23 protein-coding genes are annotated in these 25,136 nt (G+C 49.0%); 21 read left to right on the top strand and 2 right to left on the bottom strand.

The annotated features are described in order from the left end of the window. Window positions 1-49 precede the first annotated feature (49 nt). From lon to HPY31_RS25425, 3 genes are read left to right on the top strand one after another with little or no spacing between them, the layout of a single operon-like run. Window positions 50-2,389: an endopeptidase La gene (gene lon, locus HPY31_RS25435; RefSeq protein WP_016739158.1), complete on the top strand. Its 2,340-nt coding sequence runs from the start codon at window positions 50-52 to the stop codon at window positions 2,387-2,389. Continuing rightward, entirely contained in the window at window positions 2,386-3,033 is a 648-nt protein-coding gene (gene yihA / locus HPY31_RS25430; protein ID WP_016739159.1) for a ribosome biogenesis GTP-binding protein YihA/YsxC, read from the top strand. Before lon ends, yihA begins: the two co-directional genes overlap by 4 nt. A 39-nt stretch (window positions 3,034-3,072) precedes the next feature. Beyond that, on the top strand, window positions 3,073-4,425 hold the full coding sequence (locus tag HPY31_RS25425; RefSeq protein ID WP_172142943.1) for a protein O-GlcNAcase: 1,353 nt from the start codon (window positions 3,073-3,075) through the stop codon (window positions 4,423-4,425). Between the two features lie 49 nt (window positions 4,426-4,474). On the opposite strand, the gene HPY31_RS25420 is transcribed toward HPY31_RS25425, so the two are convergent. Further along, entirely contained in the window at window positions 4,475-5,416 is a 942-nt protein-coding gene (locus HPY31_RS25420) for a DMT family transporter (RefSeq protein ID WP_305793577.1), read from the bottom strand. 233 nt (window positions 5,417-5,649) lie between these two features. Between HPY31_RS25420 and hemA the strand changes: the two genes are divergently transcribed. The 7 genes from hemA (at window position 5,650) to HPY31_RS25385 (ending at window position 12,516) form a co-directional block, all read left to right on the top strand. Then, entirely contained in the window at window positions 5,650-7,014 is a 1,365-nt protein-coding gene (gene hemA / locus HPY31_RS25415) for a glutamyl-tRNA reductase (protein WP_172142941.1), read from the top strand. A gap of 66 nt (window positions 7,015-7,080) precedes the next feature. Then, entirely contained in the window at window positions 7,081-7,899 is an 819-nt protein-coding gene (locus tag HPY31_RS25410; protein ID WP_012685522.1) for a cytochrome C assembly family protein, read from the top strand. Window positions 7,900-7,923: 24 nt separating this feature from the next. Beyond that, on the top strand, window positions 7,924-8,853 hold the full coding sequence (hemC, locus tag HPY31_RS25405; protein ID WP_172142940.1) for a hydroxymethylbilane synthase: 930 nt from the start codon (window positions 7,924-7,926) through the stop codon (window positions 8,851-8,853). Next, window positions 8,850-9,662 carry a uroporphyrinogen-III synthase gene (locus HPY31_RS25400; RefSeq protein ID WP_172142939.1) on the top strand — a complete coding sequence of 271 codons (813 nt, stop codon included), beginning with the start codon at window positions 8,850-8,852 and terminating at the stop codon, window positions 9,660-9,662. Before hemC ends, HPY31_RS25400 begins: the two co-directional genes overlap by 4 nt. Then, entirely contained in the window at window positions 9,646-10,620 is a 975-nt protein-coding gene (gene hemB, locus HPY31_RS25395) for a porphobilinogen synthase (protein ID WP_016739164.1), read from the top strand. Before HPY31_RS25400 ends, hemB begins: the two co-directional genes overlap by 17 nt. 7 nt (window positions 10,621-10,627) lie before the next feature. Further along, complete coding sequence (gene hemL, locus HPY31_RS25390; RefSeq protein ID WP_172142938.1) at window positions 10,628-11,917, top strand: glutamate-1-semialdehyde 2,1-aminomutase; 1,290 nt, start codon at window positions 10,628-10,630, stop codon at window positions 11,915-11,917. Between the two features lie 122 nt (window positions 11,918-12,039). Further along, window positions 12,040-12,516 (top strand): GyrI-like domain-containing protein, encoded by a 477-nt coding sequence (locus tag HPY31_RS25385; protein ID WP_172142937.1) that lies wholly within the window; start codon window positions 12,040-12,042, stop codon window positions 12,514-12,516. A gap of 53 nt (window positions 12,517-12,569) precedes the next feature. Here the strand turns inward: HPY31_RS25385 and HPY31_RS25380 are convergent, their stop codons facing one another. Next, complete coding sequence (locus tag HPY31_RS25380) at window positions 12,570-13,247, bottom strand: alpha/beta family hydrolase (protein WP_172142936.1); 678 nt, start codon at window positions 13,245-13,247, stop codon at window positions 12,570-12,572. Window positions 13,248-13,357: 110 nt separating this feature from the next. On the opposite strand from HPY31_RS25380, the gene HPY31_RS25375 reads away from it, so the two are divergent. The 11 genes from HPY31_RS25375 to HPY31_RS25325 all read left to right on the top strand — a co-directional run bounded on the left by HPY31_RS25375 (window position 13,358) and on the right by HPY31_RS25325 (window position 25,101). Next, entirely contained in the window at window positions 13,358-14,149 is a 792-nt protein-coding gene (locus tag HPY31_RS25375) for an alpha/beta fold hydrolase (RefSeq protein WP_172142935.1), read from the top strand. An 88-nt stretch (window positions 14,150-14,237) separates the two neighbouring features. Next, entirely contained in the window at window positions 14,238-16,115 is a 1,878-nt protein-coding gene (locus HPY31_RS25370) for a bifunctional metallophosphatase/5'-nucleotidase (RefSeq protein ID WP_172142934.1), read from the top strand. 107 nt (window positions 16,116-16,222) lie between these two features. Next, complete coding sequence (locus tag HPY31_RS25365) at window positions 16,223-16,552, top strand: PadR family transcriptional regulator (protein ID WP_012685531.1); 330 nt, start codon at window positions 16,223-16,225, stop codon at window positions 16,550-16,552. Next, window positions 16,539-17,090 (top strand): HAAS signaling domain-containing protein, encoded by a 552-nt coding sequence (locus tag HPY31_RS25360; RefSeq protein ID WP_012685532.1) that lies wholly within the window; start codon window positions 16,539-16,541, stop codon window positions 17,088-17,090. The genes HPY31_RS25365 and HPY31_RS25360 overlap by 14 nt, the downstream gene beginning before the upstream one ends. Window position 17,091: 1 nt before the next feature. Beyond that, window positions 17,092-17,940: a DUF4097 family beta strand repeat-containing protein gene (locus tag HPY31_RS25355; RefSeq protein WP_172142933.1), complete on the top strand. Its 849-nt coding sequence runs from the start codon at window positions 17,092-17,094 to the stop codon at window positions 17,938-17,940. A gap of 138 nt (window positions 17,941-18,078) precedes the next feature. After that, complete coding sequence (gene hemE, locus HPY31_RS25350; protein WP_172142932.1) at window positions 18,079-19,116, top strand: uroporphyrinogen decarboxylase; 1,038 nt, start codon at window positions 18,079-18,081, stop codon at window positions 19,114-19,116. 17 nt (window positions 19,117-19,133) lie between these two features. Then, window positions 19,134-20,066, top strand: coding sequence for a ferrochelatase (hemH, locus tag HPY31_RS25345; protein ID WP_172142931.1), 933 nt, complete (start codon window positions 19,134-19,136; stop codon window positions 20,064-20,066). A gap of 12 nt (window positions 20,067-20,078) precedes the next feature. Beyond that, window positions 20,079-21,488 (top strand): protoporphyrinogen oxidase, encoded by a 1,410-nt coding sequence (gene hemY, locus HPY31_RS25340; protein ID WP_172142930.1) that lies wholly within the window; start codon window positions 20,079-20,081, stop codon window positions 21,486-21,488. A 94-nt stretch (window positions 21,489-21,582) separates the two neighbouring features. Further along, window positions 21,583-23,106, top strand: a complete 1,524-nt coding sequence (locus tag HPY31_RS25335) for a LysM peptidoglycan-binding domain-containing protein (protein WP_172142929.1) — start codon at window positions 21,583-21,585, stop codon at window positions 23,104-23,106. A 14-nt stretch (window positions 23,107-23,120) separates the two neighbouring features. Beyond that, window positions 23,121-24,119 (top strand): phosphotransferase, encoded by a 999-nt coding sequence (locus HPY31_RS25330; protein WP_172142928.1) that lies wholly within the window; start codon window positions 23,121-23,123, stop codon window positions 24,117-24,119. Further along, entirely contained in the window at window positions 24,106-25,101 is a 996-nt protein-coding gene (locus tag HPY31_RS25325) for a protein kinase family protein (RefSeq protein ID WP_016739176.1), read from the top strand. The genes HPY31_RS25330 and HPY31_RS25325 overlap by 14 nt, the downstream gene beginning before the upstream one ends. Window positions 25,102-25,136 lie beyond the last annotated feature (35 nt).

The following is a 25,136-nucleotide window of genomic DNA, read 5'->3' as shown; positions in this document are numbered from 1 at the left end:
TATAAGGCTCTTTGTAAGAGGGTAGATCAACAAGGAGAGGTGCATCCGCTTGGGCGAACGTTCCGGTAAACGAGAATTACCGCTTCTCCCGTTGCGAGGATTGCTTGTTTATCCGACAATGGTACTCCATTTGGACGTTGGACGGGAAAAGTCCATCCGCGCATTGGAGCAAGCCATGGTAGACGATAACAAGATTTTGCTTGCGACACAGGAAGAGGTCCACATAGAAGAACCAGATGCTGAGCAAATCTACAGTATTGGTACTGTTGCGCGTGTGAAACAAATGCTGAAGCTGCCGAATGGGACAATCCGTGTATTGGTAGAAGGCTTGCAACGCGCGAAGATCGAAGAGTATCTTCAACAGGAAGATTATTTCGTCGTGTCGATTACATATTTGCAAGATGAAAAAACAGAGAAAAACGAAGTGGAAGCTTTAATGCGTTCCTTGCTGGGCCACTTTGAGCAGTACATCAAGCTGTCCAAAAAGGTTTCCCCAGAGACATTGACCTCTGTGCAGGACATTGAGGAACCAGGACGTTTGGCCGATGTGATTGCTTCCCATTTGCCGCTCAAGATGAAGGACAAACAAGAAATTTTGGAGACGACCAACATTAAGGAACGTCTCGAAATTCTTTTGACCATTTTGAACAACGAGCGCGAGGTACTTGAGCTAGAACGCAAGATCGGCAACCGCGTGAAAAAACAGATGGAGCGCACGCAAAAGGAATACTACCTGCGTGAGCAAATGAAAGCTATCCAAAAAGAGCTGGGTGACAAGGACGGACGACAAGGTGAAGTAGATGAGCTACGTGCTCAGCTCGAAAAATCGGACGCTCCAGAACGGATCAAGACGAAGATCGAGAAGGAGCTCGAACGTCTGGAAAAGATGCCGGCGACTTCTGCGGAAGGCTCGGTTATCCGCACGTATATCGATACCTTGTTTGCGCTGCCGTGGACGAAGACGACAGAAGACAATCTGGATATTCATCATGCACAGCAAGTACTCGATGAAGATCATTATGGCTTGGATAAACCAAAAGAGCGCGTCTTGGAGTATTTGGCAGTACAAAAGCTGGTAAACTCCATGCGTGGACCGATTCTTTGTCTGGTTGGTCCACCGGGTGTCGGAAAAACATCTCTGGCCCGTTCTGTAGCGCGTGCAATCGGGCGTGAATTTGTTCGCATTTCCTTGGGGGGAGTGCGTGATGAAGCAGAAATTCGCGGTCATCGACGTACGTATGTAGGAGCTCTCCCAGGAAGAATCATCCAAGGAATGAAGCAAGCCGGCACGGTTAATCCTGTCTTTTTGCTGGATGAAATCGACAAGCTCGCGTCCGATTTCCGTGGAGACCCAGCGTCTGCCCTACTTGAAGTGCTAGATCCAAACCAAAATGATAAATTCAGTGATCACTATATCGAAGAGACCTATGATTTGACGAACGTCATGTTTATTACGACCGCAAACAGTCTCGATACGATTCCGCGTCCGCTCTTGGACCGGATGGAGGTCATCTCGATTTCCAGCTATACCGAACTGGAAAAGCTGAACATTTTGCGTGATTACCTCTTACCGAAGCAAATGCAGGATCACGGTCTGGGCAAAGATAAGCTGAAGATGAACGATGATGCGATGCTGAAGCTCGTTCGTTTGTACACGCGGGAAGCGGGAGTTCGCAACCTCAATCGCGAAGCAGCAAACGTATGCCGCAAAGCTGCCAAGCTGATTGTGGGCGGTGAGAAAAAGCGTGTTGTGGTTACCGTCAAGACGTTGGAGACGCTGCTTGGCAAACCGCGCTACCGCTATGGTCTGGCGGAGATAAAAGATCAAGTCGGCTCCGTTACGGGTCTGGCTTGGACACAAGCAGGCGGAGATACGCTGAATGTAGAAGTCAGCATTTTGCCTGGAAAAGGAAAGCTCACCCTGACAGGGAAACTGGGTGACGTCATGAAGGAATCTGCGCAGGCTGCATTCAGCTATATTCGCTCCCGTGCGGAACAGTGGGGAATCGACCCTGCTTTCCATGAGAAGAACGACATCCACATCCACTTTCCGGAAGGGGCAATTCCAAAAGACGGTCCGTCTGCTGGGATTACGATGGCAACCGCACTCGTATCCGCTCTCACGAAAATCCCTGTGAAAAAAGAGGTGGGGATGACCGGGGAGATTACATTGAGAGGTCGGGTACTGCCAATTGGCGGGCTGAAAGAAAAGTGCATGTCCGCTCACCGTGCAGGTTTAACCACGATCATTTTGCCAAAAGACAACGAGAAGGATATCGAGGATATCCCGGAGAGCGTACGCGGTGAACTGACATTCTATCCAGTTGACCATTTAGATGAAGTGCTGCGTCACGCGCTAACTAAACAGCCAGTAGGTGACAAAGCATGAAAGTAACATCATCAGAGTTTATTATCAGTGCGGTTGGACCGAAGCAGTATCCGACAGATGGTCTCCATGAGATCGCGCTGGTAGGACGCTCTAACGTAGGAAAATCATCCTTGCTCAATAAAATGATGAACCGCAAAGGGCTTGCCCGGATTAGTTCTCGTCCGGGTAAAACCCAGACATTGAATTATTTCCGTGTCAATCAAATGCTCTACTTCGTTGACTTCCCGGGCTATGGATATGCAAAGGTAGCGAAGACGATCAAGGAACAATGGGGAAAAATGATCGAGGGTTATTTGAAAAACCGGAATGAGCTTCGCTTCATTATTCAACTGGTCGATATTCGCCATGCTCCGAGTAAAGACGATATTGCGATGTACGATTGGTGCAAGCAAATCGGGCTCCCTACCGTAGTCGTAGCGACGAAAGGTGATAAAATTGCTCGCGGGCGTTGGCTACAGCATACAAAGATCATCCGTCAAAGCCTGAATTTGCGCGGGGATGATACGATCATTGTATTTTCCTCGGAGACAGGCCAAGGCAAGGATGAATTGTGGGCAGAAATCATGCGTCGTATCCGTGCTGGTGAGGAAATGGCCAAGGAGACGGCTGCCAGGGCAGAAGAGATTGCTCCAGCCAGTGAGTAATTCTTAGACCCAATTCGTCGTGGGGAAGGGAGCATCTAAGTGAGCGGGAGTGCTTGCTTTGCTGTACGTGGTGTGATCGAAGGCTTCTATGGAACACCTTGGACACATGAAGAGCGGCTGGATATGATCGACTTTTTACACCGATATGATTACAACGCGTATTTCTACGCTCCCAAAGATGACGAGTATCTGAGGGAACGCTGGATGGAGCCGCTTCCTGTGAAAGCCAATCAACAGTTAGATGAGCTGATCCAGCGGGCAAGGACTCACAACATGCAGTTTATTTATTGTCTGGGTCCCGGACTTAGCATGGAATATACGAATCGTCAGCACTTGGAGCTGTTAGGTAAGAAGTATCGGGATTTGTATGATCGCGGTGTGCGTTATTTTGCGCTATTGTTCGATGATATCCCCATGCACCTGTTGCATGAGAAAGATGTAGCCGAGTTTGCCCATTTGGCAGAGGCGCATGCCCATACGACGCTTTTTGTGTGGGATTTGATACGCAACTGGGGCGATCCAGTCAAGCTCGTTGTTTGTCCTACACAATACAACGGGATAGGAAAAGAAGCGTATATCATGTACCTCGGCAAGCATTTGCCGCCAGAAATCGATTTGTTCTGGACGGGACGATTCGTCTGCTCGCCTTACCTGACGGACGGTGATGCGATTCGCTTTCAAGAGTACACCGGTCATCAGCCATTTTATTGGGACAACTACCCGGTGAATGATTTGGCCATGGCGAACGAACTACATATCGGTCCATTGCGTCACCGTGACCCTGACCTGTGGCAATACGCAGCAGGCTATGTGGCGAATGCGATGTCTAGACCAGAATGCTCGAAGATTCCTTTGATTACGACGGCAGCCTATTTGCGAGATCCGATCGGTTACGATCCTGATACGGTATGGAAACAAGCGGTCGAGGAAGTAGCGGGACAAAAGGATGCGGATGCTTTCTTCACCTTTGCGAATAACGTGCAAAGCTCGTTTTTATGCGAGGTGGAATCGCCGCGATTGCTAGAAGCGATCCTGACCTTCCGCTTTCATTTCCTGGAAGGAGATCGACAAAAGGCCATTGCGGACTTGACGGCTCTTTTTCAGAAGATGGAGGCGGCGGCAAACAAGCTGTTGGCAGGAATGGCGAATGAGAAGCTTGCAGTAGAAACGAGGCCGTGGGTGGAGAAGTTCCAGCTGTGGACTAAAGTCGGTCTGTCGGCTGTCGCTCTCATCGATCATGGGACAAGAGGGCGACTTCCACAAGCAGCCTATCACTTGCTCCGCCTTAAACAGTGGCTCAAACGAACGGAGCGGTACCCGCAAGAAGTGTGTGGACCCGTTATGCAGCTTTTTGTGGATGCCGTCATGCAAGAGGTTAAGAAGAGCTCATAAAAAAAGTTCCTAATCCCGCAGGGGAGAAGGAACTTTTTTGCTTTTCGCATCAGGCGGATTCACGACCGTCATTTGGCTTTCTCTGACGGAAATTCCGCACCCATTCTTGAATCGGCAGCTCAGCGAGAATCATGCCGGTGAAAATCAGGAGACATCCGGTTAACTGTCTTCCACTCAATATTTCATGAATAAAGACGTAGGAGGTGACTGCAGCAAATACGGGCTCCAAAGCGAAAATGAGAGCGACCCGCGTCGAGCTGGTTTGCTTTTGCAAGGCCGTCTGCGCGAGAAAGGCCAGTGCCGTGGCGAAAATAGAAGTGACGATCAAACCAAAGGCCACCTCGGGTATGAACAAAATCGCCGGATCAAAAGCACGACTCCAATCCTCAAAGAAAAAGGCGTACAGCCAGCTCATGACTCCTACCGTGGCTAATTGTGTGATGGCAAGGGGCAATGCTGCAAAGCGAGGTGCGTATTTACCTGTAAAGACGATTTGCATGGCGAAGCAGATGGCAGCGACGAAGATTAAGGCATCACCGAGATTAAAGGAGAATGACTGGTTCTGCGTCAGCAAATACAAGCCGAATGCTGCCAGAATCACACCGAAGATAGCGAAAGGCTTGACGCGCTCACGTAAGAGCAAAAACGAGAAGAGCGGCACCAATACGACGGCTAATCCAGTGATAAAGCCAGCTTTGGAAGGCGAAGTATACAATAGTCCTACGGTCTGTAAGGCGTATCCCAGACAGAGCCAAAAGCCGAGGATGACGCCTGCACGAAGCAGTGGCCCTCTCCATTCGTGGGTCTGCCTACGATGACGATTGCGGATGAAATAGATGATCAATAAAAATAACGCAGCAATGGTAAAACGAACAGCGTTAAACGTATTGGGAGGCAGCGATGCGATTGCCTGCTGTACGATCAAAAACGTAGTTCCCCAGATAACTGCGACGAGGAGCAGCGTTATGTCTGCCATCCAAGGTTTTCTCAAAGCTTCTTTCCTCTCCTTTCTGACATTTTCACAATTTTTCTTCGGTTTTCATGTATAGGCGAAATCATAAGGGATTCCCGGAAGGAACGCAAGCGGATTATATAGGATATACGCAAAGTGCGCTCCGTTAAAAAACTTTTCACAATTACTCCTATCCGATTCGGGACATAATGATATAATAATAGTGCATTTTACATATGCCGCTAACAGGTTTGTTATTCTGGGAGGACATTATGGATATTCTTTTGCTGGGTTTAAACTATAAAACAGCTCCTGTCGAAATTCGCGAAAAGTTTACATTCAGCGACGATGGGACAGCACGCGCTCTTCATCTACTCTCCCAGACGAAGAGTATCGCAGAATGTATCATCCTGGGGACGTGCAACCGGACGGAAATTTACGTCGTTTGCGACCAGGCAAATATAGGCCGAGACTATACCCGCCGTTTTTTGGCTGAATGGTTCGGCGTGGAGAAAGAACAATTTAAGGATCATCTCTATATAAAAGAGAACGAACAGGCAATCGAGCACTTGTTCCGCGTCTCTTCCGGTCTTGATTCGATGGTAATGGGAGAAACACAAATCCTCGGACAAGTCCGGGATGCGTTTCTGTTGGGGCAGGAGCATCAAACGACAGGGACTGTCTTCAACACCTTATTCAAGCAAGCGATTACGTTTGCCAAGCGTGCCCATACAGAGACAGCGATTGGACAAAATGCGGTTTCTGTCAGCTACGCTGCTGTCGAACTGGGGAAAAAGATCTTCGGTTCCTTTGCAGGGAAGTCTGTCCTGATCGTCGGAGCGGGCAAAATGAGCGAGCTGACCGCCAAGCATCTGCACGCAAATGGATCGGAACGCGTCATGGTTGCGAATCGTACATTGGAGCGAGCGCAGCTTTTGGCAGAGAAGTTCAAGGGTGACTCCTGTACGATGGAGCAGCTGCCTGAGGCACTGCTCACAGCAGACATCGTCATCAGCTCGACCGGAGCGACAGGTTATGTTCTTGGCAAAAAAGAACTGGCTCCGATCATGAAACAACGAAAGCATCGTCCGTTGTTCATGGTGGATATCGCAGTTCCTCGCGATCTAAATCCTGACTTGCATGATCTCGATAACGTATTTTTATATGATATTGACGATCTGGAAGGCATCGTTGCGAGTAACGTTGCGGAACGTTCTCGTGAAGCGGAACGTCTGGATGTCATGATTCAAGAAGAGATCGTGGCTTTCACGACCTGGTACCAGACGCTTGGCGTGGCGCCATTGATCGCTGCACTGCGTGACAAGGCAAACACGATCCAAAGCGAAGCGATGCGAAAAATCGAAAACAAGCTGCCGAGCCTGTCTGAGCGGGAGATGCACATCATCCGCAAGACAACCAAGGGCATTGTCAATCAACTGTTGCACGATCCGGTCGTGCGTTTAAAAGAAATGGCAGCTACCAAAGATGGGGAAGAAGTACTGAATATTTTCGAGAAAATGTTTGCGTTGGAGGAGATCCTGGAGCGAAAAGAACAGGAAGCAATCTGGGCTAACGATAAAAATAAACAGACATCTTCTTCTCGGGAGCAAGTATTGGTTTCCCGGTTCCCTGACTAAGCTGACCTGACAATCAATCTATCTGCTACTGTTAGAAACCGATTGGGAAAGTGGGGGAGAGAGTGCATGGCCGAGGTGAGATGGATCTACGACTTGACGATCTTTCTCTACGCTGCAAGTGTTCTCTTCTATTTTAACGACTTCTTGCAAAGCAACCGGAAAGTCAATCGTCTGGCTTTCGGGTTGCTTGTTGTCGTTTGGGCCTTGCAAACCGCATTTTTTGTCTCGCAAGCAGTCATGAAGGGGTATTTTCCAGTCATTACGCTGTTTGAGACGCTCTTTTTTTATTCATGGGTGCTGGTAGGCCTGTCGCTTGCCATTCACTATTTTTTTCGGATTGATTTGCTGGTTTTTTTTACCAACATTATCGGGTTTGTCGTGCTCGTCATGTCAATGTTTTTACCAGAAACGCCGATTGAGGCTGTATCGAGCATTTTGACCTCTGAGCTATTGCTGACGCATGTGACACTGGCCATGTTCAGCTACGGGGCGTTCTCGCTCTCGATGATCTTCTCGGCCATGTACTTGCTCCAGCACAAAATGCTCAAGGGAAGACGGTGGTCACCGTTGCTCAGGCGTTTGCCTAGCCTCGATCAATTGGAAGGCTACGCGTACCGAATGAACATGCTGGGTGTACCAATGCTCTTGCTTTCGATTGTATTAGGGATCATTTGGGGTAAAATGGTTTTGCCGGAGAAATTTCTGCTAGATTCAAAAGTAGTGCTCTCCGTGCTGGTCGTTGCGATTTATTCGCTGTGGCTGTACCAGCGCTATCGGGATACGATGCAGATGCGCAGACTCGCGCAGTGGAACGTCGTGGCGTTTTTGTTACTGCTTATCAATTTTTTAGGCTTCACTACTTCTACATTTCACGACTGGTGGTAGGAGCTGTTCATCAAGGAGGCTGTCATGGGAAAATGGAAAGTGGGAACGCGTCGCAGTAAATTGGCGCTCACTCAAACGAATTGGGTCGTTGATAAACTGAAGGGGTTCGCACCTGAGGCTGATTTTGAATTGCATGAAATCGTGACGAAAGGCGATCGAATCCTCGATGTGACCTTGTCCAAAGTTGGCGGAAAAGGATTGTTTGTCAAAGAAATCGAGCAATCCTTGTTCGATAAGGAAACCGATTTTGCGGTACACAGCTTGAAGGATATGCCTGCTGAATTGCCAGAGGGCTTGGTAATCGGCGCGATTCCGAAGCGAGTTGATCCCAGAGATGTCCTGCTTTCCAAGGACGGCAAGACGTTGGATGAATTACCGCAAGGAGCTTTGGTAGGGACCAGTAGCTTGCGCCGTTCTGCACAAATTCTCGCATATCGCCCTGATATTCAGATCGAATCTTTGCGTGGAAATATTGATACGCGCATGCGTAAGCTTGCGGAAGGAAATTTTGATGCGATCATCCTTGCTGCGGCTGGACTTGAGCGCGTGAACTTTGAAGGGGAAATCTCGCAGTTCCTGCCTGTTGAAATCAGCTTGCCAGCAGTCGGTCAAGGCGCGCTTGCCATCGAATGCCGAGCAGACGATGAGGAGACACTCGCTCTCTTGAAGCAGTTTGATGACGCACCGACGCGTTTGGCGGTAACGGCAGAGCGCAGCTTCCTGCACAAGCTCCAAGGGGGCTGTCAGGTGCCGATTGGCGCATATGCGACAATTGGTGAGAACGATGAAATTACGTTGACAGGAATGGTTGGCTCCCCAGATGGGAAGCAAATGTTCAAAAACACGGCGACTGGCCAGGATCCGTTAGCGCTGGGCATTCAAGTAGCAGAAGCACTTCTGGCGCAAGGAGCGGGAGACGTACTTGCGGAAGTATTGCGGGAGAATGAGCAATGATTGTCCACGGATCGCACAAGCCGCTGACTGGCAAGTGCATCATGGTCACCCGGGCAAGAAGTCAAGTTCGCGAGCTCGTTGAACAGATCGAGCGGTTGGGTGGAGAAGCATACGCATTTCCCCTGCTAAAAATGATGCCGCCGACGGACACTGCCAAGCTCGACGAAGCCATCACCCAGTTGCCAGCATACGACTGGGTGGTCTTCACGAGTGTGAATGGTGTGGGCTTTTTCGTGGAGCGCATGCGCGAGGTCGGGGTAGGCCTTGAAGCGTTCACTGGCAAAATTGCTGCGGTCGGTCCGAAGACGGCCAAGGCGCTTGAGCATCACGGGCTCGAAGTAGCTGTCATCCCCTCTGATTACGTCGCGGAGGGCTTGCTGTCGAGCTTGTATGATCAGTTGCTTCCTGGTCAGCGCGTTCTGCTGCCTCGTGCAGATATTGCGCGCAAGACATTGCCAAAGGAGTTGGCTCGCTTGGGGCTTGCTGTGACAGAGGTAGACGTGTATCACACTGTCATTGATGCAGAGCACGCTCCAGAAGCAGCGGAAAAACTACAGCAAGGTCTCATTGATATCATCTTGTTTACCAGCTCTTCAACGGTGACGCATTTCATGGCGGCGATGGAGCCCTATGCATCGTTAGACTCGCTCAAGCACGTTCAGACAGCCTGTATCGGACCAATAACGGCAGATACAGCAAAGCAAAACGGGCTTTCTGTTCATGCAGTAGCAAGTGAGTACACCGTGGAAGGATTACTAGCAGCTATCATAGAGAATCTGGGAGGGAATCGACATGGCACAAACATTTGACCGTCATCGCCGTCTTCGCAAAAGCGCGGCTATGCGCAATCTGGTGCGGGAGAACCACGTACGGGTGGAAGACTTGATTTATCCGTTGTTCGTAGTGGAAGGAACCGGTATTAAGAACGAGATTCCGTCCATGCCAGGCGTATATCAGCTCTCTTTGGACAAACTGGCCGAAGAGATGAAAGAAATCGTAGCTCTGGGAATTCAAGCTGTTCTGATGTTTGGGGTACCAACACATAAAGACGCATGCGGAACAGAGGCGTACAATGATGATGCGATTACCCAGCAGGCGATGCGTCTGATCAAGGAAGCCCATCCGGAAATGATCGTGATTGCCGATACATGCCTGTGTGAATACACCGATCATGGTCACTGTGGTGTCATTCACGAAGGTGAAGTTGTGAATGATGAAACCTTGAAGCTTTTGGGTCAGACTGCCGTTTCCCAAGCAAAAGCTGGAGCAGATATTATTGCACCTTCCAACATGATGGACGGTTTCGTGATTGCAATCCGTGAAGCTTTGGACGAGGCTGGTTTTGAGCACATTCCGATCATGTCCTATGCGGTGAAATACGCTTCTGCCTTCTACGGGCCGTTCCGCGATGCGGCAGGCTCCACTCCACAATTCGGAGATCGCAAAAGCTACCAGATGGACGCGGCCAATGCACGTGAAGGTCTACGCGAGGCAGCTTCCGATGTAAAAGAAGGCGCGGACTTCTTGATCGTCAAGCCAGGTCTTGCCTTCATGGACATGGTTCTTCGTCTGCGTGAGAACTTCAACCTGCCGATCGTGGCTTACAATGTGAGTGCCGAGTATTCCATGGTAAAAGCGGCAGCTTTGAATGGCTGGATCGATGAAGAGCGTATCGTTATGGAAACATTGGTTGGCTTCAAACGCGCAGGTGCAGATATGATCATTACGTACCATGCAAAAGATGTTGCAAAATGGCTGGCGAGGTGAGCACGAGATGAATAGAGAAAAATCTACTCAGTTATTTGCAGAAGCACAGCATTACATACCAGGCGGAGTAAACAGTCCGGTTCGTGCGTTTAAGAGCGTGGGAGGCAATCCTGTTTACATCGCAAAAGGAGAAGGCTCCCGCATTTTTGATGTAGATGGAAACAGCTACATTGACTACATCGGCTCGTGGGGTCCATTGATCTTGGGTCATGCGCATCCGCGTGTCCTTGCAGCGATTACGGAAGTAGCTGCGCTTGGAACCAGCTTTGGTGCACCGACTGAGCGGGAAACAGAAATGGCAAAGCTCGTTTGTGAGATCGTGCCATCTGTCGAAGTCGTGCGCATGGTGAACTCCGGTACAGAGGCGACGATGAGCGCTCTGCGCCTCGCGCGGGGCTATACCCGACGCAACAAAATCATGAAGTTCGAAGGCTGCTACCACGGTCATGCCGATAGCCTGTTGATCAAAGCTGGTTCCGGTGTGGCTACATTAGGACTTCCAGACAGCCCAGGCGTACCAGAAGGAACAGCACACAACACGATTACGGTTCCTTACAATGATCTGGAAAGCGTCAAACTGGCATTTGAAGCGTTTGGGGATGATCTGGCAGCAGTTATTGTGGAGCCAATCGGCGGCAACATGGGGGTTGTTCCTCCACAGCCAGGCTTCCTCGAAGGGCTTCGTGAAATTACGGAGAAACATGGGACACTGCTCATTTTCGATGAAGTCATGACTGGCTTCCGTGTAGCATTGGGCGGTGCACAAGAGCTGTACGGCATTACTCCGGATTTGACAACGATGGGGAAAGTCATCGGCGGTGGATTGCCAGTAGGTGCATACGGCGGCAAACGGGAGATCATGCAACAAGTGGCTCCTGCAGGGCCAATCTATCAGGCAGGGACGCTGTCAGGAAATCCTTTGGCGATGGCTGCTGGTTTGACTACGTTGCAAGAGCTCAGCAAACCAGGCGCTTACGAGCGCTTGGAGAAGATGTCCGCCCGTTTGGCTGAAGGCTTGGCTGACAATGCCAAGAAGCTGGGCATTCCGCACACGCTCAATCGCGTAGGCTCCATGGTTTGCCTGTTCTTCACAGAGACGCCGGTGATCAACTATGAAACAGCGAAAACATCCGATCTGGAGCGTTTCTCGACATACTTTAGCTATCTGCTGGAGGAAGGCGTCATGATCCCGCCATCCCAGTTTGAGGGTATGTTCGTTTCTTTGGCTCATACGGATGAAGATATCGAACGGACGATTGAAGCAAGCTACCAAGCGATGAAAAAAGCGTTTGAATAAAGAATGAAAAGAAGAAAGCACTTCCTTGCTGATGCGGGAGGTGCTTTTTTTGACTTTGAGCAGGATTTTTCTATCTCCTGTCAAAATACGAAGGAAAATGCCGATGAATGAGGTGGAGAGAGATGGAAGGGACGATTGTTCACGTACCGCAAAAACATCTGATTGGGCTTAGCTTCTCCGGTTCTTTTCCGATGCTTGTCGAATACATGCCCAAACTATGGGAGACTTTTTTGAAGCGTCAGGATGAGATTCCTCTCGTGGTTTCACCAGATATACGTTACGACATCAGCGACGAGAATCGGACGTACCAAATGTATACCGAGTACATTGTGGTAGAGGTAGAGCGTTTTGAGCATATCCCTGAGGGCATGGTGGGGTTCACCATCCCAGCGAAGAAATACGCTCGTTTTACTCACACAGGACCGATGGAACAGGTTCAAAACACATACCACAGTCTGTTTGGCTGGCTCAACGAGAATGGACATCAAGTGGACGACCAAGCTCTTCGCATGGAGCGCTACGACCAGCGGTACCTTCCAACTGTGCATGAGTCTGCTCGGGTCGACAATGCCTATGAAATTTTTATTCCGCTTCGGTAAAAAACAAGAAAACAACACCTGCATTGCACGAGCAAGAGGTGTTGTTTTTGATGTCAATCCATTTGCTTGTCCAAGAAGCGTGCCAGTTCACCCATGACAGACTGAAGCACTTGAAGGGAATCATCGACGTAGAGATCAACATCGAGGGAGTGCTTGGCGTTTTGCGGGAGATGGAGCTGGATGTTCGGTTTGGATGTGGCAAGCTGATCAACCACACCCTGGTTGTAGTAATGGTCGGCAGTGCCTGAGACGAGAAATACCTGTTGGGTAAGATTCAGCAATTCCGTATGGAACACATCCTCAGTCAGCAATGGAGTCAACAGGATAGCCGATGAACGGGCAAAACGAGATTCCTTGAGCAATCCGCATGTTATCGGCACCGTACCGAGTGACTTCCCGAGGAAGAAAACTCGTTCATACTCGTGAACATCCAGCGCACGTGAAACAACGGTTTGCATCTCCTCGCTGATCCAAGCACTTCGCTCACCGAATGAGCGATTCCACAAATCCGTATTTTCTCGTCCGTAATTTGCATGTACATGGACCAGATCGATCTGTTTGTTTAAAAAAAGCATGGTAGAATAATACAGATACGGCCTGTCGAACGAATAGCTGGCTCCGGGAAAGAAAAAACAGACGGAGCGAGATGGCGTCTGATTTGCCTGAATGTGCGTGTACGTCATTTCTCTGCCGTCTCTGACGATCACGGAACCTGTTTTTGGGTATACCATCTACTAGCTGCACCTCTTTCATGTTCTTTGGAACAAGGGTTATTTTCCAATCCTAAGGGTCAGTAGCACTTCTTGACAAGAAGTAAACAAACAATAAAGGAGTATGATCGATGAAAAAGGAAGTCCAACTAAGTAACGGCATCAAAATAGCCTATGTAGAAGAAGGAACGGGGGAATCGCTTGTTTTGATCCACGGTTTTTGCGGGAGCTCAGCTTACTGGCATAAGCTCGTGCCGCTCCTGTCTAAAACGTATCGTGTCATTGCAATCGATCTGCGTGGTCATGGAGACAGCTCGGCGCCTGATGAGCCGTATTCGATCGAGCGCTTTGCAGACGATCTGGCTTTGCTTGTAGAGGAGCTTGGTTTAACGAAGATTCATCTGTTTGGACATTCACTCGGTGGCTATGTGACCTTGGCATTTGCAAATCAATACGCGGACAAGCTGGCGAGCTTTGGTTTGGTCCATTCGACGCCTTATCCGGATGACGACGCTGCCAAAGCCAATCGGGATAAAGGCGCAGACAACATCCGCCAAAATGGAATGGAGCCGTTTATCAAAGCCCTCGTACCGAAGCTGTTCGCACCTTCGCATATCGACACGATGAGAGAAGAAGTCCAGCTGGCAAAAGAAATTGGCTTTGCAACGAGCCCGGTTGGAGCCGTCCAAACATTAATCGCTATGCGTGATCGAGTGGATCGCAATCATGTGCTGCAAGAAACGACATTACCTGTACTATTAGTCGCAGGAACAGAGGACCAGATCATTCCTGCTGAAAAAACTTTTACAGTAGATAAAAATAACGTCAAACAAGTGCTGTTGCCTGATGCTGGGCATATGGGCATGGTTGAATCGCCAGAGAAAATGGCGGAAGCCTTCAAGAGCTTTCTAAACAGAAACTAAACAAATATCACACCATCGTCCTAGCAGAATTTGCTATAATGAAAACGTTATCCTATTTATTTATACATAGACGAGAGGGGAAATTATCATGAAAAAGGCACGTCGGATTACGATGACGGCGTTTGCATCTATCGTATTTGCATCGCTGATGTCTTCCTCAGCATTTGCAGCACCCTTGCATCCCGTACAACACGTTGACTGGATGGTGAAAAAGGCAATTGTATCAGCGGGTCAAAATGGCGATCTTGCTTTAGATCGTGCTGTGACTCTCGCAGAAGCTACTGTTGTTTTCTCCAAATTGAAAGAGGCAAAAGTGGGAGCTGCCACTAAAGGTGCTCACTGGTCTACTCCTTACTTCGACTGGGCAAAGAGCAAAGGTGCTCTCTCACAAGACGACTATAAAAACCATGCGCAAGCGGTAACAGCTGCGAAGCTTACACAAATGGCTGACAAACTGGGCTACAAAGTGAAGCTCGACAACAAGGCGACTGTTACGCGCGGTGAATTTTTCCAAGCATTGGGTGATGCGGCTACCACACACGTAACGATTGCCCATACCAACGATACACACGGTCATATTCAAGAAGACAAGAACCAAAAAGAATTCGGCTTTGCTAAAATCGCAACCTTGCTCAAGGAATGGCGTGCAGAGAACGAAAACTTCTTGCTCTTGGACGCTGGTGATACCTTCCAAGGTACCGTTTTCGTGAACCAATTCAAAGGCGAATCTGTTGTTCCGATCCTCAACAGCCTTGACTACAACGTAATGGCTGCCGGTAACCACGAGTTTGACTTCGGTTATGAGCAATTGCTCAAGCTGCGTGACATGCTCGAGCATCCAGTTATCTCTGCTAACGTATTCAAGTCAGATGGAAAAGAACTGCTGCCACCTGTTTTCAAAGCAGAGATTGGCGGGAAGAAATTCGCCTTTGTTGGTTTCGTAGCGGAAGACACACCTGTATTGACTCACCCTGACAACGTAAAAGGGCTGACATTCAAAAACCCAGTGGAAGTGGCAAAAGCACTTGTACCTGAGCTGAAAAAAGAAGCAGATCACGTGATTGTTGTTTCCCATATCGGCGTGAACGTAGACCGTGAAATCGCGAAAAACGTTCCTGGCATTGACCTGATCGTTGGTGGCCACTCCCATACTCCGCTGAAAGAACCTGAACTCGTAAACGGCACGTACATCGTACAAGACTGGGAGTACGGCAAGTCGCTCGGACGCGCTGACCTCTACTACCTCGGAAAAGAACTGGTAGCATTCAGCGGCGGTTTGAAAGAGTACGATGAAGCAGTTGTGGCTGATCCAGATGTAGATAAGATGGTTAAAGAAATCGTGAGCAAGATCGATACGGTCATGAATGTTGTCATTGCGAAATCCGAAGTGCCACTCGATGGTGACCGTGCACTGGTACGTACGAAAGAAACAAACGTTGGTAACCTGATCACAGATATCATGCTGGAGCGCACGAAGTCCATCAAAGGCTATGAGGCAGATGTAGCACTGGCGAACGGCGGTGGAATCCGTACACAGCTGCCAGCAGGCGATATCACGAAAAAAGGTCTGTACACGCTCCTGCCATTCGAGAACAATACACTGGCAGTCGTAGAAGTAACAGGCGAAGAGCTGAAGCAAGCCCTCGAAAACGGCGTGAGCAAGGTAGAAGAGGGTGCAGGACGCTTCCCGCAAGTGAGCGGTATGAGCTTCACGTACAACCCATCCAAGCCAGCTGGCGAGCGCGTAGTAGAAGTAAAAGTTGGCGACAAACCGCTTGACCTGACGAAAACGTATAAATTGGCAACGATCGACTTCCTGGCAGCAGGTGGAGATGGTTACGAATCGTTGAAAAAGCCATTCTTCAACACAGGCTTGTCCATGTACAGCATTGTGGAGGAAGGTCTGGTCAAGCGTAAAACTGTGAATCCAAAAGTAGAAGACCGCATTGTTGAAGTAAAAAAATAAGGTTTGGCCGGACAGGGGTGGAGAAAAACCTCCCTGTCCGTCTTTTATTATGAAGTACCTTGCAATATAGAGTAGCTATTTGGTAAGCTTTTACATGGGTGATGTTGATGAACGTACAGTTTAAAAAAGGGGTTCTGGAGCTGTGTGTTCTCGTCTTGACAGCTAAGCAGGACAGATACGGCTACGAGCTGGTCGCGAGCATCTCGGAAAAATTCCATATCTCTGAAGGAACGGTTTACCCCTTACTTCGCCGATTGACCCAGGAAGGATTTTTTACGACCTATTTGGCGGAATCACAAGAGGGACCCCCACGGAAATATTACCAGCTGACAAATCGTGGACGTCAATACATGAATGACCTTATCTTGGAGTGGCGAATATTTAACCGCGGGGTAAATGAGATCATAGAGGAGGGACTCGGATATGACAAGGCGTGAGTTTATGGATGAGTTAAATGCATTGCTTAGCGCTTTGCCCGATAAAGAACGCTTAGACATCCTTGCCGATTATACAGAGCATTTTCTCTCGGGTATGAATCAAGGGAAGACGGAGCACGAAATTGCGGAAGGATTGGGAAGTCCGAAGCTAGTGGCACGCGAGCTTTTGGCTGGCTACCGAATTGATCAAGCTCAGTCCACCGCATCGGTAGGGAATATGACGAGAGCGATTGTCGCGACGATCAGCTTGGGATTTTTCAATCTCGTCTTTGTTTTGGGGCCATTTCTTGGCCTGATCGGCATACTGATGGGATTGTATGCGATGACTGCGGCGCTGTTGGTCGCGCCAGTCGGAATATTCCTGGATTACGGGATTCCTGCTCCCTCTCAAGAGCGACTTTTCTTGTTGTTCTCCAGCATGGTTTCCGTAGGCTTGGGCGGTATGCTTGCCATCGGCTTGCTGCGATTGACAAAATGGCTGTATCGCCAGTTCTTGCGTTATCTCCAGTTCAACGTGAAGATGATCAGGGGGAAATAAGATGCGAAACTTAGGGAAAAGACTCTTTGGCATAAGTCTTCTTTTATTCATCATCGGTGTATGTGGAATCATCTGGCTCTTTACGAAGCAAGAAAATTTCTCCTTTTCGTTAAAACAAGTGAATGAAGAGCACGTGATCGAACAAGAGGTCAAAGCGATTGAGGTGCTGACGGAAGCGTCTGATGTGGAAATCATGGCAAGTAAGCAACCAAAAGCAAGCGTACGGATGGTCGGGGAAGTATCCGAACAACAACAGGAGCGATTGGAGTTTCGGAGTGTAATCTCACCAGATGGTACGCTGCTCGTAGAACTGCGTGAACGCCCTCACGTCAATATGTTTTATCCTCGCAATGGGAAGGTAAAGCTGGAGCTCTTCCTGCCAGAAAAGGTGTACGAAAAGGTCCAGCTTGAAACGATGACAGGGGATATCAAGAGTGGAATGCTGCGTGCAAAGAACACGAAAATCACCACCGCCAATGGAGATGTGAACGTGTCGGGTTATGAAGGAGAAGCGCTTGACGTCCAGACAGCTACAGGAGATATCAATCTGGCGAATGTTCGCTCGGCCGTTGCCATTGATAGCTCTACTGGCGAGATTGATAAACTGACAATGCCAGAGCTGACCCATGACGTTTCCATTCGAACGGATACGGGGGATATTCGAGTGACAGTAGCCAAGGAGCCTACTGCAGCACAGCTGGAAGTTACGACAGATACAGGTTCCATCGAAACCACCTGGTCGAACCTTACCTATGAAAAAGACGAGGAATACAGAGTGAAGGCATCGATTGGATCAGGTGGACCCAAAATGACTGTACGAAGTTCTACTGGGGACGTTCGCATTCAATAGGAGAAGTTTGGAAACACTGATGGATAGGATTGGAAACGGAAGAAACGAAAAGATTTTGACACAAAAGAGACATTCCTTGTCGAATGACGAATGGTATCATATTGAAGGAAACATAATTGTGCAAAGCGAGGTTTATTCATGACCGCAAAAACTTTTAACGATACGTTTTTGAAAGCATGTCGCGGTGAAGCGACAGAGCATGTTCCGGTTTGGTACATGCGTCAGGCAGGGCGTTATCAGCCAGAATACCGTGCCATCCGCGCGAAGCATAGCTTTTTTGAAATGAATTACATACCGGAAGTTTGTGCGGAAGTGACACGTCTGCCCGTTGAGCAACTGGGTGTTGACGCTGCAATCTTGTTTGCAGACATCATGACGCCACTAAAACCGATTGGCGTAGATGTGAATATCGAATCGGGGATTGGTCCTGTAATCGCAAACCCAATCGAATCCTTGAAGGATGTTGAGCGTCTGCTTGAGCTCGATCCAGAAACACATGTGCCGTACATACTTGAATCCATTAAGATCTTGCGTCAGCAATTATCTGTTCCATTGATCGGTTTCGCGGGTGCACCGTTTACACTGGCTAGCTATTTGATCGAAGGCGGCCCTTCCAAGCACTATCATAAGACCAAAGCATTCATGTATACCGAGCCAGCTGCTTGGCAGGCGCTGATGGAAAAATTGGGTGATATGACGATTACCTACCTCAAAGCGCAAATTAAAGCAGGTGCGCAAGCTGTTCAAGTATTTGATTCATGGGTCGGTGCATTGAATGACGAAGATTACCGCGAGTACATTACACCGGTCATGACCCGTATCTTCAACGCACTAAAAGATACTGGTGTGCCAACGATCTATTTTGGTATCGGCGCTGGTCATCTTTTGATGGATTGGAACCGCTTGCCTGTTGATGTGGTTGGTCTGGACTGGCGTACTTCGATTACAACTGCTCGTGAAATGGGTGTGACGAAGACGCTGCAAGGCAATTTGGACCCAACACTGCTACTGGCCCCGTGGGAGAAACTCGAAGCAAAGGCGAAGGAAATTTTGGATGAAGGCACAAAACAGCCAGGCTTCATTTTCAATCTGGGGCACGGTGTATTCCCGGACGCTAAAGTAGAAACGCTGCAACAGCTCACGAAGTTCATCCATCGTTACAAAAGGGACATCTAATCAGGAGGGGCGCTTACATGTCAAAGCTGAAGATCGGACTCTTGTTAATGGCGTATGGAACGCCACGCAGTCCTGAACAGATTGAACCATACTATACGCACATTCGCCGTGGTCGTAAGCCACCACAAGAACTGCTCGATGATTTAATGGCGCGTTACGAGGCTGTAGATGGATTGAATCGATTTGCAGACATTACGGATGAGCAAGTGCGCGCGCTCGAGCAGGAAATGAACAAACGCTACCCAGACCGTGAATTTGTTGGGTACCTTGGTTTGAAGCATATCGCTCCGTTTGTCGAAGACGCAGTAGAGCAAATGAAACGCGATGGAATTACGGAAGCGATCAGTCTTGTTCTGGCGCCTCATTATTCCAGCTACAGCGTCAAAGAATACAATGGACGAGCACAAGAGCATTCCGCTGCAATTGGCGGACCTGTCATCCACAGCATTGAGAGCTGGTATCTGGAGCCAGGCTTCATCGGATATTGGGCAGATGCTATTCAAGCGACGTTTGCTGCGATGACGGATGAAGAGCGTGGACAAGCAGTCGTGATCTTCTCCGCTCACAGCCTGCCGGAAAAAATCTTGAAGTCAGGTGATCCGTACCCAATGCAACTGGAAGAGACAGCAAAGCTCATTGCCGAGCAAGCAGGGGTCACTTCCTATGCAATCGGATGGCAAAGCGCAGGAAATACACCTGATCCGTGGTTGGGACCAGATGTACAGGATTTGACCAGAGAGCTGTACGAAGCAAAAGGCTACCAAGCATTTGTTTACTGTCCGGTCGGATTTGTTGCGGAGCATTTGGAAGTTCTGTTTGATAATGATGTGGAATGCAAAGCGGTCACAGATGAGCTAGGGGTACATTACTATCGTCCAGCGATGCCTAACGCCAGACCTGCGTTCATTTCCTGTCTGGCTGATGCAGTCGGAAAGAAGCTGGCGAATTAGGGGATCGATCATATGAGCGATAATACCTATCATATTACAATTATAGGCGGCGGCATAACAGGGTTGGCCGCTGCTTTTTACTTACAAAAGGAAATCGAAGCAAAAGGCTTGCCCATCCGTTTTCGACTGCTTGAAGAGCAGGGACGACTTGGTGGGAAAATCAAGACATGGCGTCACGAAGGATTTGTCATTGAACAAGGTCCCGATTCGTTTCTCGAGCGGAAAATAAGCGCGGCTGAGCTGGCTATAGACTTGGGGCTTGGGGATGATCTCGTTCGCAACAGTACAGGCCAAGCTTATATTTGGCATCAGGATCGCCTAAAGGCTATACCAGAAGGAGCGGTCATGGGTGTACCGACAAAGGTCATGCCTTTTGTCACGACCGATCTCATTTCTTGGCCGGGCAAGCTTCGAGCTGCTTTGGATCTCGTTCTTCCTGCCTCAAAAGGAGACGGCGATATCTCTGTGGGTGACTTTTTTCGGCGTAGGCTAGGTAATGAAGTTATTGATAATCTTATAGCGCCCTTATTGTCCGGTGTCTACTCTGGGGATCTCGACAATCTCAGCTTGCTTGCGAGTTTTCCTCAATTCGCTAAAATGGAAGAGCAGCATCGCAGCTTGATTGTAGCGATGAAGCATTCGCGCCCGCAAGCAAAAACGCAGGGAAAGCCAAAAGGCATCTTCCTGACGTTGAAAAACGGCTTGCAGTCTTTAGTTGAGGCAATCGAGAAGAGCTTGCCTGAAGAAGTCATCTCGAAGAATACCGGTGTCAAAGAACTGGTGAAACGGCCAGACGGGAAGTACACCTTGGTATTGAAAAATGGAGAAACGCTTGAGACGGATACGGTGCTGTTTACCGTACCACATGCTGTGGTAGAGCCATTGTTCCGTCCGTATGTACAAGTGCCTACCCTGCCACAAGCGAAGCCGCATATGGTGGCAACCATCGCGATGGCGTTTCCAGAGTCAGCCATTGATTTAGGGATGGAAGGGACAGGATTTATTGTACCGCGGAATTCTGGCGCAAAAATTACGGCGTGTACGTGGGCGCATCGCAAATGGCCGCATACGACGCCGAAAAACAAAGCCTTGCTGCGTAGCTTTGTGGGGAGAGCAGGAGAGCAATCCTTCATGGAGCAGACGGACGAGGAAATTCTGGAGGTTGTCCTCCGCGATCTGCGCAAGATCATGACGATTCGAGCAGAGCCGGATTTTTATAACGTATCACGCTTGCAAAATGCCATTCCATATGTTGTGGGACATCAGGCTTGGGTGCAAGATGTGAACAATCAATTAAAAGAAAAACTCCCTGGTGTTATCGTGGCAGGTGCGTCATACAGTGGAGTAGGTGTACCAGATTGTATTGATCAGGGGAAAAAAGCAATAGCAGAATGGATAGCGTCAGTAAAACCGGGGAGATAGATAACCCCGGTTTTTCCTTTTTTTTCGGTGCTAAACGGCTCGTCCTGTCCATATAGTATAGGGAAATGTCCTGCACTTGAAAGGAGGAGCACGAATGGCATTACAGGATGGGCAACTCTCTTTTGCCATCAAGGAGACCATTTTCCTCTCATCCGATAGAGCTGGAATAGGTGAATTGCAAGAGCTGGAATTGGTTCCAGATGTGGAGGTGCTGGAAAACGATTCCTACATCTCGATCACGGGCTGCTTGCAATTAGTAGGGAAGTACGAGCCAATCAGAGAAGCCGCAGAAGCGACAGGCGGCGAAGGAGAATCGCTGGTTGAGGCCATGACTTTTACTCCCTTTCGCCAGGAAGCATCGGATCAAGCCTTTTATGGCTGGGAGGAACAGATCGGTCATCGCATTCCGTTGAATATCACCATTCCATTGGATCGGATTACGGAGATCGGAGACATCTACGCGATTGTGGACAGCTTTGACTACAAACTGGAATCACCACATCAAATGCTAATTGATGCCGATCTGAAGATTTTAGGGATAGTCCTTGGGAATCGAAATGAACAAGCAGAGCAGATCGAAACGCAGGCTGCCGGCCCAGACGAAGAAGCATGGGAATACACCTTCGCTGCTGGGGATGATGGGCAGGAATATACGGAGCAGACGTCCCTCGATGACATTGATCAAAAGCTGAGTGCGCTGGAGAAAGAATTGGAGCGGCAGGCATTGCCAGCATCCTATGAATCAACCGAATCTCCTTCCATGTTCGATACCCCGGCTATTGCTCAATCCAATGAAGATGAATACTACGAGCAATATGGGGATGTATTGGAAGTGGCACAGCCCGATCCACCAGAATCTTGGGAGACTGCTCCGATTTCGTATGACTTCGATTCCCAACAAACTGCTTCGTACGATTCTTCTGACTCCTATTCCGAGCAGCCAGTATTGGCAGATGAGCAAGAACAGATGAGAGAAATAGCCGAAAAAGAACAAGGATATGAGGAGCCAATACTGGCTCTACACGATCAACAGGCAATCGGATATCAACCAGTTTCTAATGAATCTACTGGCTCATCAGTCGAGGCGGAGTCACAGGCAGTTGTGCAAGAAGCTGTGCAAGAAGCTGTGCAAGAAGCGGTGGAAGTTAGTGTAGTATCTGAGCCAGAACCTGAGCAAGAAGCAGAACCAGTCGTTGCTGAAGCAGTCGTTGCAGAACCAGAGGCTGCCGCGGAAGATGTAGAAGTACGAGTGGCGATATCAGGGAAACCCTCCAAGGAAGAAAAAAGTAGCGTGAACATTACTTCCATCTTCTCTCAAGCGAGTCGTGCCAAGCAGGAAGCGATGGCACAGGAGGCGGAATCTTCATCTAGCTCTTCACGATATGGGTCTACGGCGAATGCCAGCCCTTCTACGGTGGAGGCCATGCAAAATCTCACATCGTTTGTCCGGAAAAAAGAAGAGCGCTCCAGTCAGCTGAAAATGTGCATTATTCAGCGCGATGAGACGTTAGAGCATATTTCACAGCGATACTCCTTGCCAGTTTCTAAAATCGTGGAAGTAAACCGATTAACTTCTGAGCAGCTCGTAGCAGGGCAGATTCTGTACATCCCACAATAGAGGAGTGGGGGACCGTGGATAAAATAGATCTCTCCGAGGTTTGCCAGCAATATCGAGCTCGCGTAATCCGAATTACGCCCCTTGATGATTGCTATTTATTGGAGACAAACCGGGGCCCCAAAGAACTCCACGTTTGGCCGCGTGTAGATGTGATGCGCTGGTCGTTTGCTTGGCGCGAACGACTGGCTCGTCAGGGGTTTCGAGAAGTGGAGCGGTTTATTCGGACGAGAGACACCAAGCCATTTTTGATTCTGGGCAAACGCGGTGTTACCATGACGGACCACCACAGACAAATCGAAGACTATCAGCCCGGCCAGGACACTGCGAGGCAATGCGGACGGGTGATCGCGATGATGCATCAGTCTCAGCAGGAAAGTCCTTTACTGTCCGGAAGTGATTTGCTCAAGCAGGAAAAGCAGCAAGTGGGGGAAAAAGTTAGACGTGCCAAAGAGCTGGTCGAATCATTTCGAGCCAAATATGAGAGGAATTCTAAGGAAAATCGTTGGGTATCGGAACTCATGACCCCTATGCTGCAAAGAATGGACCGTTCCGCTACGATGCTGGCCCATGATCGAATTACCACGGAGGCAGTCGCTGTATCCCATCGGGACCTTTTGCGTAACAACTGGGGATTGATAAACGGGAAGCTGTACTTGAGAGGCTTTTTCAGGCCGGTCATTTCAGTCCAGCAACGCGACGTTGCCACCTTTTTGCGCGATCATTTTTTAACCCATAAGGATTTGAAGCAGATAGACGCTTTTTTTGACGGCTATGAAGAAATCAAGCCCCTTACCTATGGAAACTATTCGTTGATACTTGCCTTTATGGCTCGTCCCCGTGAACTGTACAGGAGTATCGAATCCTACGTGAAACGTGTATCACTGAATCAAGAAGCGTCGATCGCTGGTATTGAGCACGCCTTGCAGAGCCAACAATCTGTTGATTTGCTACTTCGACATATTGCAGAGCGGGCCGAGCGTTCGAGGAGGGAGGGAGTCTATGAGTCGGTATGATGACATTGCTCCTTTGTTCAAAGAGTATGACATGTATGCCCAGAGCATCGACGTTTTAAAGGAGCCAAATGTATTTAAGGCGACGACTCCCTACGGCTCCTTCGTATGCAAACGAGCGCAAGTACCCGCGCAACGTCTTGTTTTCGTCAGCGATATGCTGCGCCAATTGCAGCACCGCGGATGGGATGGGGCTGTTCCTTTTACGTACACGAAATACGATGATCCTTTTGTTCAACAGGGTAGCACTGCCTATTATGTAACCCCCTGGCAGCCAGGGAGTGAGGAATGGGCCGAGCAGCCCTTGTCTTGGGCGCCCCCCGCCTTGGAACGTTTGGCGGAGCTTCATCATTTGACACAAAACTATCGCTACGATGACCCGCGACAGGTAGAGCCGCTTGTTGACTCCTTGCTGAACCGCTGGCAATATTGGCAAGAACAAATGAATAAGGCGGCAACTCTTGCGCAGGAACGCAAATACCCTTCTCCTTTTGATCTGGTGTTTTTGGCAAATAAGGAGTTTATTGAGGAAATGGCTCAAACAGCGACAGACTTATTGACCGATTGGCGAGAACGTCATGAGACACATGCTCATTTTCGCTTATCGTTGATCCATGGTAACCCGAATCCAGAGCATGTTGTACCAGATCGATCGGGAAAAGGACGGCTGCTTAATTTTGATCGTGCCAGTTTTGATACACCAGTACGCGATTTGACGCTATTTTATCGTACTTATTTTCAAATGGCGGGGGATGAGGTTGGGGCTTCTCAACTATTCCATCGCTACGCCGAGATATTTCCGCTGCAACCGGAAGAAATTGAGCTGATGGCTTCGTTTCTGTCTTATCCGGAGAGGATCATGAGGGACCTGGATATTTATTATCATCATCCCCGCGAGTGGAGCGAGCTTTACGCTGTCCAACGTTTTGAAAAAGATATGGACCGCCTGATGCGCCTGCATCGTTGGGTCCAGCAAGCCTTTTAATGAGCAACGTCTCACCGCGTGGGGCGTTGTTTTTC

The organism is Brevibacillus sp. HB1.3 (assembly GCF_013186635.1).
Lineage (GTDB): Bacteria > Bacillota > Bacilli > Brevibacillales > Brevibacillaceae > Brevibacillus > Brevibacillus brevis_D.
The sequence above is the reverse complement of the archived record's forward strand: the minus strand, read 5'-3'. Positions and strand labels throughout refer to the sequence as shown.